The sequence below is a fragment of the Aureimonas psammosilenae genome (assembly GCF_009176975.1).
Lineage (GTDB): Bacteria > Pseudomonadota > Alphaproteobacteria > Rhizobiales > Rhizobiaceae > Plantimonas > Plantimonas psammosilenae.
Genome location: NZ_WEZG01000003.1, coordinates 176,276 through 192,140, shown reverse-complemented (window position 1 = coordinate 192,140; position 15,865 = coordinate 176,276). Strand labels below are relative to the sequence as shown.

Genomic DNA, 15,865 nt, shown 5'->3' with positions numbered 1-15,865 from the left:
GTGGTCGGCGACGAATATTCCCCCGGCTGGATCGAGCGATTGTTCCTTCGCATTCCCGAAGGCACAGTACTGAACGGCTTGTTCTACGCGCTTCTCGCGCTGTTGCTCAGTGTGCTCGGGTTCGATTATTACGGGCTCGCCGCGTCCGATATCGATGCCAGCCGCGTCGAGCGTACCGAGCCGATGCCGCTGGAATTACCGAAGCCGGGCGACCAGATACGGCCGTTTCTTCCTAAAACAGTTCCGGTAGGCCCCAATCGGGGTGAACCGCGTCTTCCCGGTTACGATGGGCCCGTCGAGGGCGCGGCCATGGGAAGGCCGATGGAGTTTCGTCTCGCGGAAGGCGATGTTGCGACGGCGGTCGGGCGGATCGACATGGGCACCGCCGCCAAGCTCCGCGCCTTTCTCGATGGCGACGGAAAAGCCGCGAAGATGCTCGTTCTCCATTCGCCCGGCGGCTCGGTGGAGGACGCGTTGGAAATGGCGCGGCTCGTGCGGGAGAAGCGCCTGGAAACGCAGGTGCCGGCGGACGGCTATTGCGCCTCGGCTTGTCCGCTGGTTCTGGCCGGGGGCATCCGCCGCGCGGCGGGGCAGGACGCCTGGGTCGGTCTTCATCAGGTCTATGCCGTCGACATTCCGGGCGTGCCGAAGCTGCGCGATCTCGACCGTTCGGTTTCCGACATCCAGGCGACGGTCGGGCGTTGCCAGGAGCTCCTGGTGGAGATGGGGGTCGCGCCAGCCATCTGGATCAAAGCCATGCGTACCCCGCCGCAGGATCTCTACGTGCTGACGCCGGAAGAAATGCGGCAAGCCAATCTCACCACGAAACCCCTGCAGGGGCCGCCGATGCCCTCCGGGCCGGTGTCGCAGGGCTGAGTGCCGCCGTGCCGTAAGGCGGAAAAGCCTCAGGCATCTATGTCGTGACCATGCGCCGAACGCGCGCCGGTCGCGACCCGCTCCGCCCAGGTCTGGAACGAGCGGAGCGCCGGTTCCCTCATCGGCTCGATCTCGTTCAGCGTTTCGTGCCGCGCGCCTTTCTGAAGAAGGAAGGTCACGTCGCGGCTTCCCGCATGGCGAAGTCCTCCGGCGAGCGATGCCACCTCCTCGCCGCTGCGTGTCGCAGGGTCTTCGGAGCCGCCGACGAGGTGGAAAGGAAGTGCCGGCGGCAGGCCGGACCACGCCTTCTCGCCCGATGCGTCGCGAACCATCGTCATGAGGTCGACCGCCATGGAGTTGGTCGGGGTCCAGCCGCAAAGCGGATCGGCGAGATAGGCCGCCACCGCCGCCTCGTCATGGCTGAGCCAGTCGGCATCGGTGCGGCGCTTCTCGATCGTGCGCGCCCAGGAACCGAAGGTCGCGCGCGCGAAGAAGTCGCTCGCGACGTCGGAGCCCTTGAGCGCCCGCTCGGCCTTCAAGGCTGCAAGGCCGAGCTTCTCCTTGATGCCGAAGGCGAAGGCGGCATTCCAGACGGCGACCCCGGCAAGCGATCCGCCGTGGCGCAATGCGAAGTTCAAGGCGATATGCCCACCCATGGAATGGCCGAAGACGATCACCGGCAGGTCGTGATGGCTGCGATGGGCTGCGTCCAGCACTGCGCGGCAATCGGCAAGCACCTTGGCTGGCCCGGAATGCTTGGCGAAACGGCGCAAGGGGGCATCCACCGCCGTAGTCGAACCATGGCCGCGATGGTCGTGCGCGTAGACGTGAAAGCCGCGCGCCGCCATCTCGGCGGCGAAGCGACCATATCGGGCGGCATGTTCGGCGAGCCCGTGAAACACGAGCAGCACACCATGGTCCTGGCCTTTGGCCTCGGCCCGATGGACGTTCAGAAGGGCGCCGGTCGGACTTTCCAGGCTGAAGCGGGAATCGAACAAGCGGGCATCCTGACAGGTCTCGGTTCGCAGCATCAGATCACGCGACGCGACCGCTTGCCAAGAGGCGGCGACTCGCAGATGTTTACGCTATGTTCCGGCTTGGATGCGGATGATGCGACATTTCCTGTTCTGCCTCGTGGCCCTGTCGCTCGCCGTCGTGGCGGCCGATGCGGAGGAGCGTCGTGGTCCATCCGTTCGAAACGTCCTTGCGATCAGTTGGCAGCCGGCTTTCTGCGAAGGGCAGCCGGGCAGGCCCGAATGCCGAAGCCAGACCGACGCCCGCGCCGATGCTTCCCGCTTTTCCTTGCACGGGCTTTGGCCGCAACCGCGCAGCCGCCAATATTGCGGCGAAGCTGCCGGGCTGAAGGGCCAGAAGTGGAGCGAGCTTCCCGCGCCGGCGCTTTCGAACGCCGTTCGCGGACGGCTCGAAGCGGCCATGCCGGGCACGCAATCGGGGCTCGATCGGCACGAATGGGCAAGGCACGGCAGTTGCTATGGCGGAACAGCGGACGAATATTACGGCGAATCGATCGCGCTTCTGGATGCGATCAACGCCTCGCCGGTCGGGGCTCTTTTCGCGGCCAAGCGCGGTGGGGAAGTGAGCACCGAGGAAATCCGCGCGGCTTTCGATCAGGCTTTCGGCAAAGGTGCGGGCGAGCGGGTGCGCGTGTCGTGCCGTCAGGACGGCGGCCGTCGTCTGGTGGACGAGCTGACGATCGGGCTCGTCGGAGATATCGGCCCCCAGCCGGATCTGCCGAAACTCATCCTCGCTTCCCGCCCGACCAAGCCCGGCTGTCCCGACGGGATCGTCGATCCTGCGGGCTTGCAGTGAGCGTTCGTCAGGACATCGCCGAGGCGACCATCGACAGGATCGCGGCGAGAAGGCCAAGGATGCTCGGATAGAAACTCGCGGCAAAGCCGAAGGAGCGCGCGACGGCGCCCCTCGGCTGACCGATACGGAAGGCTATGCGGGCGAACACGAACCAGACCGCGAGGAGCGGCACGACGGCAAGCCAGCGATGGGGCAGGCTGGCCGTCAGCGCCACGGAGGAGAGGCTCGCCATAAGCGTTTGTTCCACCGTGTTCTGGAGAAACGCTTTCGCGTCAGTGAGCCGGCGGTTTTCCTCCGTTTCGCGGACTTCCATCGCCGCCGGATCGAAGAAGCGCTGCGCGGCGACCGCTGCGACACCGCCCGTCAGCGGCAAGGCCAGAACGGCGAGCCATGGCAGGATTGCGGACAATGCGTCGGCTGCGGTGGCTCCTTCCGGCACCGGCGATGGCAGGATCGCGACCCCAAGGGTGACGAAGGCAAGGGATGCCAGAAGGCCCGCCGCCATGCCGGCCGCGACCCCGCGTTGCGTGCCGGCGAAGGCCGATATGTCGGATTCCCCCAAGCCTTTGTTGCTCATCGCCGCCTGATCACTTAATTACGGCGCAGATCCCGAATGCCCCCGAATGCGGAGCCCTCGCGCGCAATGGCACGCCAGTACATCTACCATATGTCGGGCCTCAAGAAGGCCTATGGCAACAAGAAGATCCTCGACGACATCCACTTGTCCTTCTACCCGAACGCCAAGATCGGCATTCTGGGTCCGAACGGCTCGGGTAAGTCGACGCTCCTGAAGATCATGTCCGGCGAGGACAAGGAATATACCGGCGAAGCCTGGGCCGCCGAAGGCGCGAAGGTCGGCTACCTGCCGCAGGAGCCGCACCTCGATCCCACCAAGACCGCGTTCGAGAACGTCATGCTCGGCGTCGCCGACAAGCAGGCGATCCTCGACCGCTACAACGAACTGATGATGAACTACTCGGACGAGACGGCCGAGGAGGGGGCGAAGCTCCAGGACATCATCGACGCGCAGAATCTCTGGGATCTCGAGCCGCAGGTCGAGATGGCGATGGAAGCCCTGCGCTGTCCGCCGAAGGATGCCGACGTTTCAACCCTGTCGGGCGGCGAGCGCCGCCGTATCGCGCTCTGCCAGCTTCTCCTGTCCAAGCCCGAGATCCTGCTTCTGGACGAGCCCACCAACCATCTCGATGCCGAGACCATCGCCTGGCTGGAAAAGCACCTTCGCGACTACGAAGGCGCCGTCCTGATGGTCACCCACGATCGCTACTTCCTCGACAACGTCACCGGCTGGATTCTGGAACTCGATCGCGGTCGCGGCATCCCCTACGAGGGCAACTACTCGATCTATCTCGAGAAGAAGGCCAAGCGCATGCTGCAGGAGGGCCGCGAGGACGACAACCGTCAGCGCGCCATCTCGCGCGAGCGCGAATGGATCAGCCAGGGTGCCAAGGCCCGGCAGACGAAGTCGAAAGCCCGCATTCAGGCCTATAACGATCTCGTGGAGCGCGCCGAGCAGAGGAAGCCGGCGGACGGGCGCATCGTCATCCCGACGGGCGAGCGTCTGGGCACCAAGGTCATCGAGATCAACAATCTCACCAAGAGCTACGGCGACCGCGTTCTCATCGAGAACCTGTCCTTCAGGCTGCCGCCCGGCGGCATCGTCGGCATCATCGGGCCGAACGGCGCGGGCAAATCCACCCTGTTCAAGATGATTACCGGCCAGGAACAGCCGGACGACGGGCAGATTTCCGTCGGCGACACGGTGTCGCTCGGCTATGTCGACCAGAGCCGCGACCATCTGGACGGGGCGAAGAACGTCTGGGAAGAAATTTCCGGCGGCGTCGATATCCTGAAGCTCGGCAAGTACGAGATGAACAGCCGCGCTTATGTCGGCAACTTCAACTTCAAGGGCACGGACCAGCAGCAGAAGGTCGGCACCTTGTCGGGCGGCCAGCGCAACCGCGTCCATCTGGCCAAGATGCTGAAGTCCGGCTCGAACGTCATTCTTCTGGACGAGCCGACCAACGACCTCGACACCGAAACCCTGACCGCGCTGGAGGATGCGCTGGAGGATTACGCCGGCTGCGCCGTGGTGATCAGCCACGATCGCATGTTCCTGGATCGTCTGGCGACGCACATTCTCGCCTTCGAGGGCGACAGCCATGTCGAATGGTTCGAGGGCAACTTCGCCGATTACGAGGAAGACAAGATCCGGCGGCTCGGTCCGGAATCCGTCAATCCGAAGCGGCCGACCTACAAGCGCTTGACGCGCTGAACCCTCATACGGCCGCGGATTTCGAGTGCCGCGGCCGTATGTTGCGCGAACAGGGTTTGATGGGAGCGCGTCAGATTCTCGCGCCGCACCCTGTCATATTCGTCAGCCGGCCTATAATCCGGTCAGGTTCCTGCTTTCGTCGGGAAGCATGTCGTCCGGACTTTGCGTGTGGTGATCGACTTCCAGAGCCTCTTTCTCGAACTGCCGAGCCCCTACATGGTGCTCGATGCCGAGATGAATTTCGTCGCCGTGAACAGAGCCTATGAGGCGACCGTCAAGATGCCTTCGGCGGCGCTGATAGGCCGAAACCTGTTCGATCTGTTTCCCAATGATGGCGTCGAGGGAGAGCGGCTGCGGAAATCGCTTCGCAAGGTCCTTGAAACCGGTTGCAGCGACACGCTGGCCTTCATTCCCTATGCCACGCCCTTGCCGGCTTCCGAAGGCGGCGGTTTTCAGGAGCGTTACTGGACGGCCATCCATACGCCCCTCATCGACGAGCGAGGGCAAACGGCTTTCGTCCTTCAGAACACCGTCGATGTGACCGAACTTATGCCAGGACGGCAGAGCGGCGAGGGCGTCGCGCTGCCCTCGCGCAGCATTCACGTTCTGCAGCGGGCTCGGGAAGTCGAGCGCGCCTACGAGGAATCGCTCGCCGCCAGCGCCGAATTTCGTCGCATGTTCGTCCAGGCGCCGAGCATGATCGCGATCCTATCGGGACCGGACCATCGCTTTTCCTTCGCTAACGACGCCTACCGGCATTTCACCGGCAACCGGCCGCTGGATGGTCTGACGGTGCGCGAGGTGTTTCCGGAGGTCGTCGAGCAGAAGTTCACGACCTTGCTCGACAACGTCTATGGCACGGGTCATTCCGAAAGCGGGGAGGGCGTGCGCGTTGTCCTGAACGAGGGGCCGAACGAAGCGCCGCGAGAAGCCTTTCTCGACTTCCACTACCAGCCGATCCGCGACGGTGACGGCAAGGTCAGCGGCGTCTTCGTGCAGGGAACCGACCGGACCGATCAGTACCGCACGCTTCATCGCCAGCGCCTTCTGTTGGACGAGTTGAATCACCGCGTGAAGAACACGTTGTCGACGGTGCAGTCGATTGCCCGCCGCAGCTTCCGCAATGCCGACCGCCACGGCCTCGACGCGTTCGAAGCGCGGATCAAGGCGCTGTCCAACGTTCACGACATCATCAGCGACCGCCATTGGGAGAAGATCGGGCTCGACACCCTTCTCCACCAGGAGGTGAACGCTTTCGGCACGGCGAGGGTGACGACGCACGGACCGGCCGTCGCCCTCACGCCGCGCGCCGCCATCGCGTTTGCGATGGTGTTCCATGAACTCGCCAGCAATGCCGTCAAATACGGCGCGTTGTCCGTCGATGGCGGCTCGCTGGAGGTCCGGTGGGATGTGATGCTCGGCGAGGGCGAGCCTCGTCTCGACATCGAATGGAGCGAAAGCGGCAACTTCTCGTCGCCCCAGGAATGGCCGCGCGGCTTGGGGATGCGCACGCTGGAACGCGTGATCGAAGGCGAACTGGACGGCGATTTTGCCCTTGAACTCGGCGCGACGGGCCTCATTTGCCGCATTCAGGTAGCGGTTGCAGAGGTCGGCGACGTTGGGGGGTAAAATACCAAGCAAGGCTGGGACGCCGGGAGGGTTGTCCGGCCTGAAGGTTCTGGCCGTGGAGGACGAGTCGCTCGTCGCCATGCAGCTCGAGGACATGCTCTACGAGTTCGGCTGCGAACTGGTCGGGCTCGCGATGCGCGTCAATCGTGGTGTCGAGATGGCTGAGCAGTTGCCGCAGATCGATTTCGCGGTTCTCGACGTGAACATCGCTGGCGACAAGGTCTATCCGATCGCCGAGAAGCTTCGCCAGCGCGGCGTTCCGCTCGTGTTCGCCACTGGCTATGGGCGGGCCGGCGTGGACGAGGTCTGGCATGACTGCCCGATCGTGCAGAAACCCTACACGGCGTCCGAACTGGAACTTCATATCGGTTCGGCTTTGGCCGCGAAGACCGGCGCGCGCTGACTTTCGTCAAGGCGTCCTAGCCGCGCCTCTCATCCGATTGAACGGCCGGCCTGTTGCATCGCAGCAAGACCTCGGCCAAACATGCCCCTCCGCGCATCGGCGCGTGCGTTGAAGGAAGGACGGATCGCGAATGGATGTCTTCGTCAGGCACCTCATGGAGTCGCTCGGCGCCTTCGGCATCGGGCTCCTGATGTTTCTGGAGAACATCTTCCCCCCGATCCCCTCCGAGATCATCATGCCGCTGGCCGGGTATCAGGCGGCGACCGGCGAGATGTCGCTCGCGACGGTGATCGTCGCCGGCACGATCGGATCTCTTCTCGGCATTATCCCCTGGTATTATCTCGGCTATGCCTTCGGCGAAAAGCGCATCATCTGGCTGGCCGAGCGCTACGGTCGCTGGATGACCATGACGCCGGAGGACGTGGAGGCCGCCGACCGCTGGTTCCGCCGCTACGGTTATTGGGCGGTTTCCTTCGGCCGCCTCGTGCCGACCGTTCGCACGCTGATTTCGGTGCCGGCCGGGCTGTCGCGCATGCCGTTCTGGATGTTTCTCGCCGTGTCGGCCGTCGGCACGCTCGTTTGGACGGCGGGCCTTGCCATCGCCGGCTACATGCTCGGCCAGAACTACGAAGCGATCGACGGTTATGTCGGCCCGGTGTCGAACGCAGTGATCATCGGCGTGGTGGTGCTGTATCTTTATCGCGTCGTCACCTTCAAGCCAGGGCAGCGCCGCACGCCCGTGGATCTGAAGTCGAACGAAGCGCCGCATCTCCACGACTGACGGGGCCGGAATGGCGGAGGGGATGGTCCGCTTGGCGAGGCGCCGCTTGAAAGGGCGGCTCGCCGGGCTTTACCACGCGCCGTCGAAGAGCTTCGTCACGGAAGCGGTCGACTGCCTCGATCTGACCTTCGACGGCATTCCGGGCGACAAGCATTCCGGATCGACGCGGCGCTCCGGCGGGCGGGAACCGTGGTACCCGCGCGGCACGGAGCTGCGCAACGAACGCCAACTCTCCATCCTGGCTCCGGACGAACTGGGAAAAATAGCCGAGGCGCTGGCAGTGCCCGAAATCCGGCCCGAATGGATCGGCGGCAACATGCTGGTGGAGGGCATCGCCGATCTTTCCTGGCTGCCGCCTCGCACCCTCCTGTTCTTTGCGAACGGCGCGGTGGTGAAGATCGACGGCGACAACGCGCCGTGCCGCGCTTCGGCGCGCAGCATCGCCAAGCATCATCCCCACCGCCGTGATATCGAGTTCGGCTTCGCCAAGGCCGCCCGGCACCGTCGCGGGTTGGTCTCTTGGGTCGAGAAACCCGGTCGGGTCACGGTGGGCGAGACCTTCGAGGCGCATCTGCCGCAGCAATGGCTTTATGCCTGAGGCTCATCTTCCTCGTCGGTGCCGGGTTCAAGATGCCGGGTCGAGCCCCATCGGTCGAGAACCGCGTTGATGTCGTCCACCACGAAGAACCGCGCCGCGTCGCGGTCATCGCCGTCGTCCATCAGCGCGTCGTAGTCGGTATGGGCATGGCGGACATGGGCGATCAGCGCGAGCCACAGTGCCGCGCCGGGAGACAAGGCGCGCATGTGCCGCGACGCCGCCGCTTCGCGAATGGCCTCGGCATCGAGAAAGGGCGCCAAGGGCACGGTGGCCGTCAAAAGCTTGGCGATGGCACGCTGGCGTTCGGTCGCCATCAGTCCGCTTCCATCGGCGGAATGTCGACGCTCGGCAGATAAGGCTTGATGTCGAGGAGCGGTGTTCCGTCGAGGACGTCCACCGCGTCGATCGCGATCGAACCGGTGGATGCGTCGAGGCCGACGATGCGCACGAGATGAAGACCGATCGGGTTCGGCCTGACCGGCGAGCGCAGCGAGAACGTACCGCGCGGCTCAGCGGCATGTCTCGGCGCTTGCAGCGCAAGGTCGCGCCGGGCCTCATGGAGCCAGGTGAGAAGCATGATCCATTGACCGGGGGCGAGGCCGGAAAGGGCGGGCCGGTAGGGCGCCGCGATCTCGAGAAGCGCGCTGCCACCTCGCTCCCGTGCTTCGCGCAGATTCTTCGGGCAATCCGAACGAGACCGCCATGGCGATCGCACGCGACCGATGAAGCGGAGTTGCCCGTCGGGCGCGAATGGCGCCTCATTGATGAATCGCACTTCGCCTTCGCGAAGGTCGGTGTCGTTTGCATTCATAGCCGTTTGTCGCCGACCGGTGCGACGCGGTCAACGCTTCCACAACGCCGCGCTTGCATCGCTGGGAAACCACATATAAAGATATCTTTATATCAAGCCGTGGGCCCGGAATGCTCGACCAAGCCGACCTTTCTTTCGACGCATCGGTCGAGGTGCTGAAAGCCCTTGGCGAACCGACGCGGCTGCGGCTGGTTCGGCTTCTGGCTAGCTATGATCTGACGGTGTCCGACCTTACCGCCATTCTCGGCCAGTCGCAGCCCCGGATCTCCCGGCATCTGCGCCTTTTGGTCGAGTCCGGGGTGCTGTCGCGCTATCAGGAGGGTGCCTGGGCCTATTTCCGACTCGGCGACGGGTTCGCGGCCGCCGGGGTGGCGAGAGCCATTCTAGGGCGGCTCGGGCAGGATGATCCCGTTCTGACGCGCGATGCCGAGCGGCTGGAAGCCATCCGGCGCGAGCGCGCGGCAAAGGCCGCGGGCTATTTCGCCGAAAATGCCGAGCGCTGGGATCGGCTGCGTCTCCTCCATGTCGCGGATGCGGATGTGGAAGCGGCGCTCCTATCCGCACTTGGGCAGCGGCGGTTCGACGATCATCTCGATATCGGCACGGGGACGGGGCGGCTGATCGAACTTTTGTCGCCGCGCGCGTCGCGCGTCGTCGGCGTCGATGCGTCGCGCGAAATGCTTCAGGTGGCGCGCGCCAAGCTCGATGCGGCGGGCATCCAGAACGCGCAGGTGCGCCAGGGCGATTGCTATTGCCTGCCGCTGCCCCGGTCGAGCTTCGATCTGGTGACGGTTCATCAGGTCCTGCATTATCTCGACGATCCGGCGGCGGCCGTGCGGGAAGCGGCGTCCATGCTGCGTCCGTCCGGTCTTCTCGCCATCGTGGATTTCGCGCCGCACGATCTTGAGTTCCTGCGAAACGACGAGGCCCATCAGCGGCTCGGTTTCGCGCCCGAAACGCTGTCCTTCTATCTGGAGGAAGCGGGGCTCGACGTCGTGTCGACGCGTCTTCTGGTGCCGGCCGGCGAGAATGCCGGCCGCCTGACGGTAGTGGTCGTCGTCGCCGAGAACCGGCGCCTGCCCGCCACCCAATCCGATCCGTCCCTTTCCCACCGCTTCGAACGAGCGTCCTGATGCCGCAGAATATTCCTTCGCGTGACAAGCTCCGCGTTTCGTTCGAGTTCTTTCCGCCCAAGACCGAGCGTATGGAAGCCGGGCTCTGGTCTGCGATCGAGCGTCTCGAACCGCTGTCGCCGAGCTTCGTGTCGGTGACATACGGGGCAGGCGGCTCGACGCGCGAGCGCACGCACCAGACGGTGAAGCGCCTTCTGGACGAGACGAAGCTGGTGCCGGCCGCGCATCTGACCTGCGTCGATGCCAGCCGGGTCGAGATCGACGCCGTGATTCGGCAATATCACGAAACGGGCGTTCGCCATTTCGTTGCCCTGCGCGGCGACAGCCAAACCGGCGTTGGCGGAAAATATGCCCCCCATCCCGATGGCTACCAGAGTTCCGCCGATCTTGTGGCCGGCATCAAGGCGATCGACGAGGAGATCGAGGTTTCGGTTTCGGCCTATCCGGAGAAGCACCCCGAAAGCTCGGATTTTGCCACCGATATCGAACTTCTGAAGCGCAAGGTGGACAACGGAGCCTGCCGGGCGATCACGCAGTTCTTCTTCGACAACGATGTCTACGAGAAGTTCGTGGAGCGCGTTCGCCGGGCCGGCATCTATGTGCCGATCGTGCCGGGCATCGCGCCCATCCACGACTTCACCAAGATCGCGCGCTTCGCCGAAGGCTGCGGGACGACGATCCCCGCCTGGCTTGCCGCGCGTTTCGAGGGGCTGGAAAACGATCCGCAGACGCATAGCCACGTCGCCGCCGCCGTTTGCGCCGAGCAGGTGCTGGACCTTGCCGATCGCGGTATCCGCGACTTCCATTTCTACACGATGAACCGGGCCGATCTGGTTTACTCGATCTGCCACATTCTGGGCCTGCGCCCGGCATCCGCGACATCGCTGGAAGCGGCAACGGCAGCGGCGGCCGCCTGAGTCGGAAAGGGCCGGAGCATCGGGAGACGCTCCGGCCCTTTCGTCCTTAAGGCAGAAGCCCGACGATCGCCGCCGCCACGAAGGCAAAAGCGGCCGACACCATCAGGGCATTCAAGGACCGTGTCAGAAGCATGCGTCCCTCCCAGCCTGATGACGAAAGATTAACAAACATTTCTTAAAGGTAAAGACAGTTCGCGGATCGCCGCGCGGCTGGGCAGCTTCTATCCCCAGCCCGATGGTTTCGAGTTCTGCGCCGGCGAACGAAGCCGGCCTCGCGAGCCGGCAGACGTTGCATGTGACGCTTTCCCATGCGAGGGGCGGGCTCGGAACCCGGATCGACCGTCAGAAAGGCCATCGATGCAGCGATTCCCCACCGCGCAGGACGCCGCCATGGCGCTTCGGCCGGATGCGCCCATCTACTGCTTCCGCCCGGATGTGCTGACGCAGGATGCCAGGAACTTCATGGCGGCCTTTCCCGGTGAGACCGCCTATGCGGTGAAGACCAACGGCGAGCGTCTCGTTCTGGAAACATTGGCCAAGGCCGGCGTCGACACCTTCGATGTCGCCTCGCCGGGCGAGTTCGCCGATGTGCGGGCCGTCGCGCCGAAGGCGACGATGCTCTACATGCACCCGATCAAGGCGCAGTCCGACATCAACCTCGCGCTTCAGACCTACGGCATCCGCACCATGTCGCTGGACCACGAGGACGAGGTGGCGAAGATCCTGCGCATCGTGCGCGCGCTCGATCTCGACCCGTCCACCATCACGCTGTTCATCCGCCTCCAGACGAAGGGCCATGCGGCCTACGAGCTTTCCAAGAAGTTCGGCGCGGCGCCCGCCCATGCCGTGGAACTCCTGCAGCGCTGTCACAATATCGGTTTCAAGGTCGGGCTCTGCTTTCATGTCGGCTCGCAGATCGAGGAGCCGGAAACCTACGAGCGGGCGCTGGCTTCGGCGAGCTGGGTGCGTTCGCGCGCCAACGTGCCACTCGCCGGGCTCGATGTCGGCGGCGGCTTTCCGGCCGAATACGGCCATGATCCGCGCAAGCGCAAACCCGACATGCCGTCGCTTGGCGAAATCATGGGGCGCCTCCGCACCGATATCGAGGAACACGGCTTTTCCGACGTGCCGCTCGTGGCCGAGCCCGGCCGCGTCGTGGTGGCGCGCGCTTTTTCGCTGATCGTGCGCGTGCTGCTGCGCAAAGGCCGCCGTCTTTACATCAACGACGGCATCTGGGCATCCTTGTCCGATTCATGGACCGGGAAGATCACGCTGCCGGCGCGCTTCATTCCCGACCCCGCGCGCAAGCGGCGCAACGGCGATCCGGCCAAGATCACGGCTTTCCGCGTCTGCGGTGCGACCTGCGATTCGGTCGACATCCTGTCGCGGCCCTTCTGGCTGCCCGAAACAGTGGACACCGGCGACTGGATCGAGATCGGCCATATCGGCGCCTACTCGCTGTCGCTGCGCACCCGGTTCAACGGCTTCTATCCGGATACGTTCGTGGAGGTGACCACGCCCTTCGACGCCGGCGAAGCCCCGGAGGGCTACGCCAGCCTGGAAACGATGGCGGATTGAGAAGCCGGCCTTCGCGTTAGCGCCTCGGCGTGATGTCCTTCATCAGGCGGTCGTCCAAGTCGGTGCGTATGTCGCCGAAATGGTCGAGGATGATGTTGGCGTTGCGCTTGTGCGACTTGAAGTAGACGTCGAAGACGTCGCCCGCCAGCGGCACGGAGCCGACGGCAGTGTCGATCGCGACATTGGCGACCATGCGCATCAGCTTGGATTTCGGCAGGCCGAGCCGTCGCCCCTCGTTGATGATGTAGAGGCCGATCAACCCGCCGGCGGCGTCGCCGATGCCGGGAACGAGACCGATCACACTGTCGAGGCCGAAGCGGACGTTCGTTCCGGGCAGATGAACGGCGGTGTCCATCAACCGCGCCAAGCGCGAGATGCGCGTCAGCCGCCGCAGCTTGTCGGCTTCGGCAGGGGTGTCGAAGTGGATCGAGCTTGCGGTCGTCATCCCGTTTCTCCGGTCGGCCTCACGGCGAGGCGTCTCCACGCATATGGGGATGGAACGTCGCAGACAAAAGCGCTGCCGTGCTGCTCGGCTCAGCGCTGCCCGACGGGTTTCGCGGAAACCGCGTCCCGGATCGCGCCCAGCCGCTCATGGATTCCGAAGACAACGATGTAGAGCTCGCAAGTGAGCCGCCAAATCAAAGCCGCGAAGGCCATGCCGAAGGGAACGAGGAAGGCGGTTGCAGACCCTTCCGCGAACAACAGGCCGATAAAGCTGAGGATGCCGAAAAGCGCGATCGCTCCGAGGCCTATCCAATAGGCGACCTTGATGATCGTCGTGGCGATCAGCCGCTCGAAACCGAAAAAGTCCTTCATGGCCCCCTCCGCGCCGATCCCTTTGGCGCATTGCAACCAGAGAATGTGATTCGCGGAAGGGATGCAATTGCCTTTTCAGCGTTGGCGACGACCTCACATCGCCGAAAGAAGCGCTCCGGTCGGCCAGCCATCCGCCGGAAGCCCGAGGCGGGTCTGCTCGCGTCGAACCGCTTCGCGGGTGTTGCCGCCCAGAATGCCGTCGACCTTGCCGACCTCGTAGCCGCGCGCCGCCAGCTTCTCCTGAAGCGCCTTCATCTCGTCGAGCGACAGTCCGGGTTCGGGCGCGCCCATGTCGACGGGCGTGGCCCCGGCGAGCCGGGTCGCGAAATAGCCGGCGGTGAGGGAATAAACGAGCGAGTTGTTCCATTCGAGGAACACGTCGAAGTTCGGGAAAGCGAGGAAGGCCGGTCCCTTCCGGCCCATCGGCAGGAGAACCGAGGCCGTGAGGGCGTCGGTTTCCAGGGCCGAGCCGTCCGCCTTGGTCACGCCGAGAGCGGCCAGCGCGCTGCGCGGTTCCTTGTTGGCAAGCGCCGCGCGGTCCCAGGGGAAGTTTTCCGGCAGGCGGATCGGCTCCAGCCACGGCTCGCCGCGACGCCAGCCGAGCGAGGCCATGAACTTGCCCGTGGTCGCCAGAACGTCCGGCGCGTCGGTGAGGAGATTCACCGAGCCGTTATTGTCGCCGTCCGTGCCGAACTTCAGATACTCCTCCGGCAGGATCTGGGTTTGGCCAAGTTCCCCGGCCCAGGCGCCCTTCATGTCTTCCGGCTTCAGATAACCGGCATCCACGACCTTCATGGCGGCGATGAGGTGCGGCCGGAAAAGGTCCGGCCGGCGGCAATCGTGGGCGAGGGTGGAGAGGGCCGCCAAGGTATCGAAATCACCGAGCACCGCGCCGTAGTCGGTCTCGAGTCCCCAGAAGGCGGCGATGGCCGGGCCCGGAACACCGGTTTCGGCTTCCACGCGCTCGAAGACGGCGGCGTATTTTTCGAGGTTCTGCTTGCCGGCCTTCAGGCGGTAGCCGTTCACCATGCGGCCCGCGAACTCGCCCCAGGTCTGCGTGAACACCGTTTGGCTGCGGTCGCGCGCCAGGACCTTCGGGTCTTCGCGCATGCGCGATGCCGTCAGGTCCACCGTTTCCTTGGAAATGCCGGCGGCGAGCGCTTCCGTTTTCACGCCTTCCACGAAGGTGGAAAAGTCTCCGCCGCAGGCTGGGGTTTGCGCCGAGGCCAAGGACGCGCCCGCCAGAAGAAACGCGAGCGAAGCCGCTAAGGAACGTGCAGAAGGCATGATGAAAAAACCCGAGCGCCGCGAAGGAAGTCGACACGTTCGGTATCGTCCGCGACCCGTGGCGGCAAGATGGGGCGAGAAGAAGTTACCCCCTCGCGATCAGTTCGAGCGCGGACGCCGCGCCTTCAACCATTTCGCCCAATCCTCCTTCGTGCCGGAAAAGGCGTTGCGATCGACCTCGCCCGAAATGCCCGGCACCGTTCCCGTCGCCGTCCATTGCCAGAAGCGGAACGGGCGGTCCTCGTAGACGGCGGTCGGGTGATCTTTGACCGCGCGCAGCCAGAACTCGTAGCGCGGAAAGGCGCCGACCAGCCGGTCCCGGTGAACGTCGATCGGAATATAGAGGATCGGCCGCACGCCGTAATGCGCTTCCACGAGGTCGAGGAAGTCCTGCATTTCGCGCACGAGTTCGTCGCGGGCAGGGCGGCGGGTGCAGGTCGGCGAGTCCGGCGTCCATTCCACGTCGAGAACCGGCGGCAGCGCCTGCGGGTCGCGCGGCACGTTGGCGATGAACCACTTGGCCTGCTCGCGCCCGCTGCGGCAATGGTAGAAGAAGTGATAAGCGCCGCGCGGAACGGCTGCGGCACGGGCCGCGTCCCAGTTCTCGCGAAAGCGGCTGTCCACGCGGTCGCCGCCTTCCGTGGACTTGATGAACGCGAAGGCGACGCCGCCCCGGCGCACCGCTTCCCAATCCACGTCGCGCTGGTACTTCGACACGTCGATGCCGTGAACGGGATAATGCTGCGGGCTGCTTCCCGAAACGCCGGCGAGCCCGAGATCCGCGGCGTCCAGCGTCGCGGAGGTGCAACCGCCGAGAAGCGTCAACGCGGCAACGAGGCCGAGAACGGAAAGGCGCATGAAACCGAGCGTGTCGCCGATCGTCCTGGTTCCAGCCTTTGCCATGCTTCGCGTG

At 64.7% G+C, this 15,865-nt stretch carries 18 protein-coding genes; 10 read left to right on the top strand and 8 right to left on the bottom strand.

Translation table 11 applies throughout. The features are described 5' to 3' along the window. The gene (locus F9929_RS07645; RefSeq protein WP_152045965.1) at positions 1-876 is read left to right on the top strand and encodes a COG3904 family protein; all 876 of its coding nucleotides are present in this window, start codon (positions 1-3) and stop codon (positions 874-876) included. Positions 877-905: 29 nt separating this feature from the next. Here F9929_RS07645 and F9929_RS07640 read toward each other — a convergent pair whose 3' ends face one another. Then, positions 906-1,874: an alpha/beta fold hydrolase gene (locus F9929_RS07640; protein ID WP_152045964.1), complete on the bottom strand. Its 969-nt coding sequence runs from the start codon at positions 1,872-1,874 to the stop codon at positions 906-908. 112 nt (positions 1,875-1,986) lie between these two features. Here F9929_RS07640 and F9929_RS07635 point away from each other — a divergent pair, with 112 nt between their 5' ends. Next, complete coding sequence (locus tag F9929_RS07635) at positions 1,987-2,706, top strand: ribonuclease T2 family protein (RefSeq protein ID WP_235919108.1); 720 nt, start codon at positions 1,987-1,989, stop codon at positions 2,704-2,706. Positions 2,707-2,713: 7 nt separating this feature from the next. Here F9929_RS07635 and F9929_RS07630 read toward each other — a convergent pair whose 3' ends face one another. After that, positions 2,714-3,283 (bottom strand): MAPEG family protein, encoded by a 570-nt coding sequence (locus F9929_RS07630; protein WP_152045962.1) that lies wholly within the window; start codon positions 3,281-3,283, stop codon positions 2,714-2,716. A gap of 66 nt (positions 3,284-3,349) precedes the next feature. Here F9929_RS07630 and ettA point away from each other — a divergent pair, with 66 nt between their 5' ends. The 5 genes from ettA (at position 3,350) to F9929_RS07605 (ending at position 8,410) form a co-directional block, all read left to right on the top strand. Then, on the top strand, positions 3,350-4,999 hold the full coding sequence (ettA, locus tag F9929_RS07625; protein WP_152045961.1) for an energy-dependent translational throttle protein EttA: 1,650 nt from the start codon (positions 3,350-3,352) through the stop codon (positions 4,997-4,999). 168 nt (positions 5,000-5,167) lie between these two features. Then, positions 5,168-6,628 carry a PAS domain-containing protein gene (locus F9929_RS07620; protein ID WP_193227649.1) on the top strand — a complete coding sequence of 487 codons (1,461 nt, stop codon included), beginning with the start codon at positions 5,168-5,170 and terminating at the stop codon, positions 6,626-6,628. A gap of 31 nt (positions 6,629-6,659) precedes the next feature. After that, positions 6,660-7,031, top strand: a complete 372-nt coding sequence (locus F9929_RS07615) for a response regulator (RefSeq protein ID WP_235919106.1) — start codon at positions 6,660-6,662, stop codon at positions 7,029-7,031. Positions 7,032-7,161: 130 nt separating this feature from the next. Then, the gene (locus F9929_RS07610; protein WP_152045959.1) at positions 7,162-7,812 is read left to right on the top strand and encodes a DedA family protein; all 651 of its coding nucleotides are present in this window, start codon (positions 7,162-7,164) and stop codon (positions 7,810-7,812) included. A gap of 22 nt (positions 7,813-7,834) precedes the next feature. Beyond that, on the top strand, positions 7,835-8,410 hold the full coding sequence (locus F9929_RS07605; protein ID WP_235919103.1) for an MOSC domain-containing protein: 576 nt from the start codon (positions 7,835-7,837) through the stop codon (positions 8,408-8,410). Here F9929_RS07605 and F9929_RS07600 read toward each other — a convergent pair. Together F9929_RS07600 and tsaA are read right to left on the bottom strand one after the other, a co-directional pair. After that, positions 8,401-8,724, bottom strand: coding sequence for a DUF2293 domain-containing protein (locus F9929_RS07600; protein ID WP_152045957.1), 324 nt, complete (start codon positions 8,722-8,724; stop codon positions 8,401-8,403). The two genes, F9929_RS07605 and F9929_RS07600, sit on opposite strands and share 10 nt — an antisense overlap. After that, positions 8,724-9,221, bottom strand: a complete 498-nt coding sequence (gene tsaA, locus F9929_RS07595) for a tRNA (N6-threonylcarbamoyladenosine(37)-N6)-methyltransferase TrmO (RefSeq protein WP_152045956.1) — start codon at positions 9,219-9,221, stop codon at positions 8,724-8,726. The genes F9929_RS07600 and tsaA overlap by 1 nt, the downstream gene beginning before the upstream one ends. 110 nt (positions 9,222-9,331) lie before the next feature. Here tsaA and F9929_RS07590 point away from each other — a divergent pair, with 110 nt between their 5' ends. The 3 genes from F9929_RS07590 to F9929_RS07580 all read left to right on the top strand — a co-directional run bounded on the left by F9929_RS07590 (position 9,332) and on the right by F9929_RS07580 (position 12,849). Then, positions 9,332-10,354, top strand: a complete 1,023-nt coding sequence (locus tag F9929_RS07590) for an ArsR/SmtB family transcription factor (RefSeq protein WP_152045955.1) — start codon at positions 9,332-9,334, stop codon at positions 10,352-10,354. After that, positions 10,354-11,271 (top strand): methylenetetrahydrofolate reductase [NAD(P)H], encoded by a 918-nt coding sequence (gene metF, locus F9929_RS07585; protein WP_152045954.1) that lies wholly within the window; start codon positions 10,354-10,356, stop codon positions 11,269-11,271. The genes F9929_RS07590 and metF overlap by 1 nt, the downstream gene beginning before the upstream one ends. A 357-nt stretch (positions 11,272-11,628) precedes the next feature. Next, a complete protein-coding gene (locus F9929_RS07580; protein ID WP_152045953.1) occupies positions 11,629-12,849 on the top strand; it encodes an alanine racemase in 1,221 nt (406 codons plus the stop codon). 16 nt (positions 12,850-12,865) lie between these two features. Here the strand turns inward: F9929_RS07580 and F9929_RS07575 are convergent, their stop codons facing one another. From F9929_RS07575 to F9929_RS07560, 4 genes are all read right to left on the bottom strand, one after another. Continuing rightward, a complete protein-coding gene (locus tag F9929_RS07575; RefSeq protein ID WP_152045952.1) occupies positions 12,866-13,294 on the bottom strand; it encodes a DUF4112 domain-containing protein in 429 nt (142 codons plus the stop codon). Positions 13,295-13,383: 89 nt separating this feature from the next. Beyond that, positions 13,384-13,665: a DUF4282 domain-containing protein gene (locus tag F9929_RS07570; RefSeq protein ID WP_152045951.1), complete on the bottom strand. Its 282-nt coding sequence runs from the start codon at positions 13,663-13,665 to the stop codon at positions 13,384-13,386. Positions 13,666-13,758: 93 nt separating this feature from the next. After that, positions 13,759-14,952 carry a lytic murein transglycosylase gene (locus tag F9929_RS07565; protein WP_152045950.1) on the bottom strand — a complete coding sequence of 398 codons (1,194 nt, stop codon included), beginning with the start codon at positions 14,950-14,952 and terminating at the stop codon, positions 13,759-13,761. A gap of 99 nt (positions 14,953-15,051) precedes the next feature. Next, positions 15,052-15,810 carry a glycoside hydrolase family 25 protein gene (locus F9929_RS07560; RefSeq protein ID WP_152046185.1) on the bottom strand — a complete coding sequence of 253 codons (759 nt, stop codon included), beginning with the start codon at positions 15,808-15,810 and terminating at the stop codon, positions 15,052-15,054. Positions 15,811-15,865 lie beyond the last annotated feature (55 nt).

Excerpts from the sequence above, each read along its gene's own strand:
- F9929_RS07565 (WP_152045950.1), bottom strand. The coding sequence starts at position 14,952 with ATGCCTTCTGCACGTTCCTTAGCGGCTTCGCTCGCGTTTCTTCTGGCG.
- F9929_RS07570 (WP_152045951.1), bottom strand. The coding sequence starts at position 13,665 with ATGAAGGACTTTTTCGGTTTCGAGCGGCTGATCGCCACGACGATCATC.
- F9929_RS07630 (WP_152045962.1), bottom strand. The coding sequence starts at position 3,283 with ATGAGCAACAAAGGCTTGGGGGAATCCGACATATCGGCCTTCGCCGGC.
- tsaA (WP_152045956.1), bottom strand. The coding sequence starts at position 9,221 with ATGAATGCAAACGACACCGACCTTCGCGAAGGCGAAGTGCGATTCATC.
- F9929_RS07635 (WP_235919108.1), top strand. The coding sequence starts at position 1,987 with ATGCGACATTTCCTGTTCTGCCTCGTGGCCCTGTCGCTCGCCGTCGTG.
- F9929_RS07590 (WP_152045955.1), top strand. The coding sequence starts at position 9,332 with ATGCTCGACCAAGCCGACCTTTCTTTCGACGCATCGGTCGAGGTGCTG.
- ettA (WP_152045961.1), top strand. The coding sequence starts at position 3,350 with ATGGCACGCCAGTACATCTACCATATGTCGGGCCTCAAGAAGGCCTAT.
- F9929_RS07575 (WP_152045952.1), bottom strand. The coding sequence starts at position 13,294 with ATGACGACCGCAAGCTCGATCCACTTCGACACCCCTGCCGAAGCCGAC.
- F9929_RS07605 (WP_235919103.1), top strand. The coding sequence starts at position 7,835 with ATGGTCCGCTTGGCGAGGCGCCGCTTGAAAGGGCGGCTCGCCGGGCTT.
- metF (WP_152045954.1), top strand. The coding sequence starts at position 10,354 with ATGCCGCAGAATATTCCTTCGCGTGACAAGCTCCGCGTTTCGTTCGAG.
- F9929_RS07600 (WP_152045957.1), bottom strand. The coding sequence starts at position 8,724 with ATGGCGACCGAACGCCAGCGTGCCATCGCCAAGCTTTTGACGGCCACC.
- F9929_RS07580 (WP_152045953.1), top strand. The coding sequence starts at position 11,629 with ATGCAGCGATTCCCCACCGCGCAGGACGCCGCCATGGCGCTTCGGCCG.
- F9929_RS07560 (WP_152046185.1), bottom strand. The coding sequence starts at position 15,810 with ATGCGCCTTTCCGTTCTCGGCCTCGTTGCCGCGTTGACGCTTCTCGGC.
- F9929_RS07610 (WP_152045959.1), top strand. The coding sequence starts at position 7,162 with ATGGATGTCTTCGTCAGGCACCTCATGGAGTCGCTCGGCGCCTTCGGC.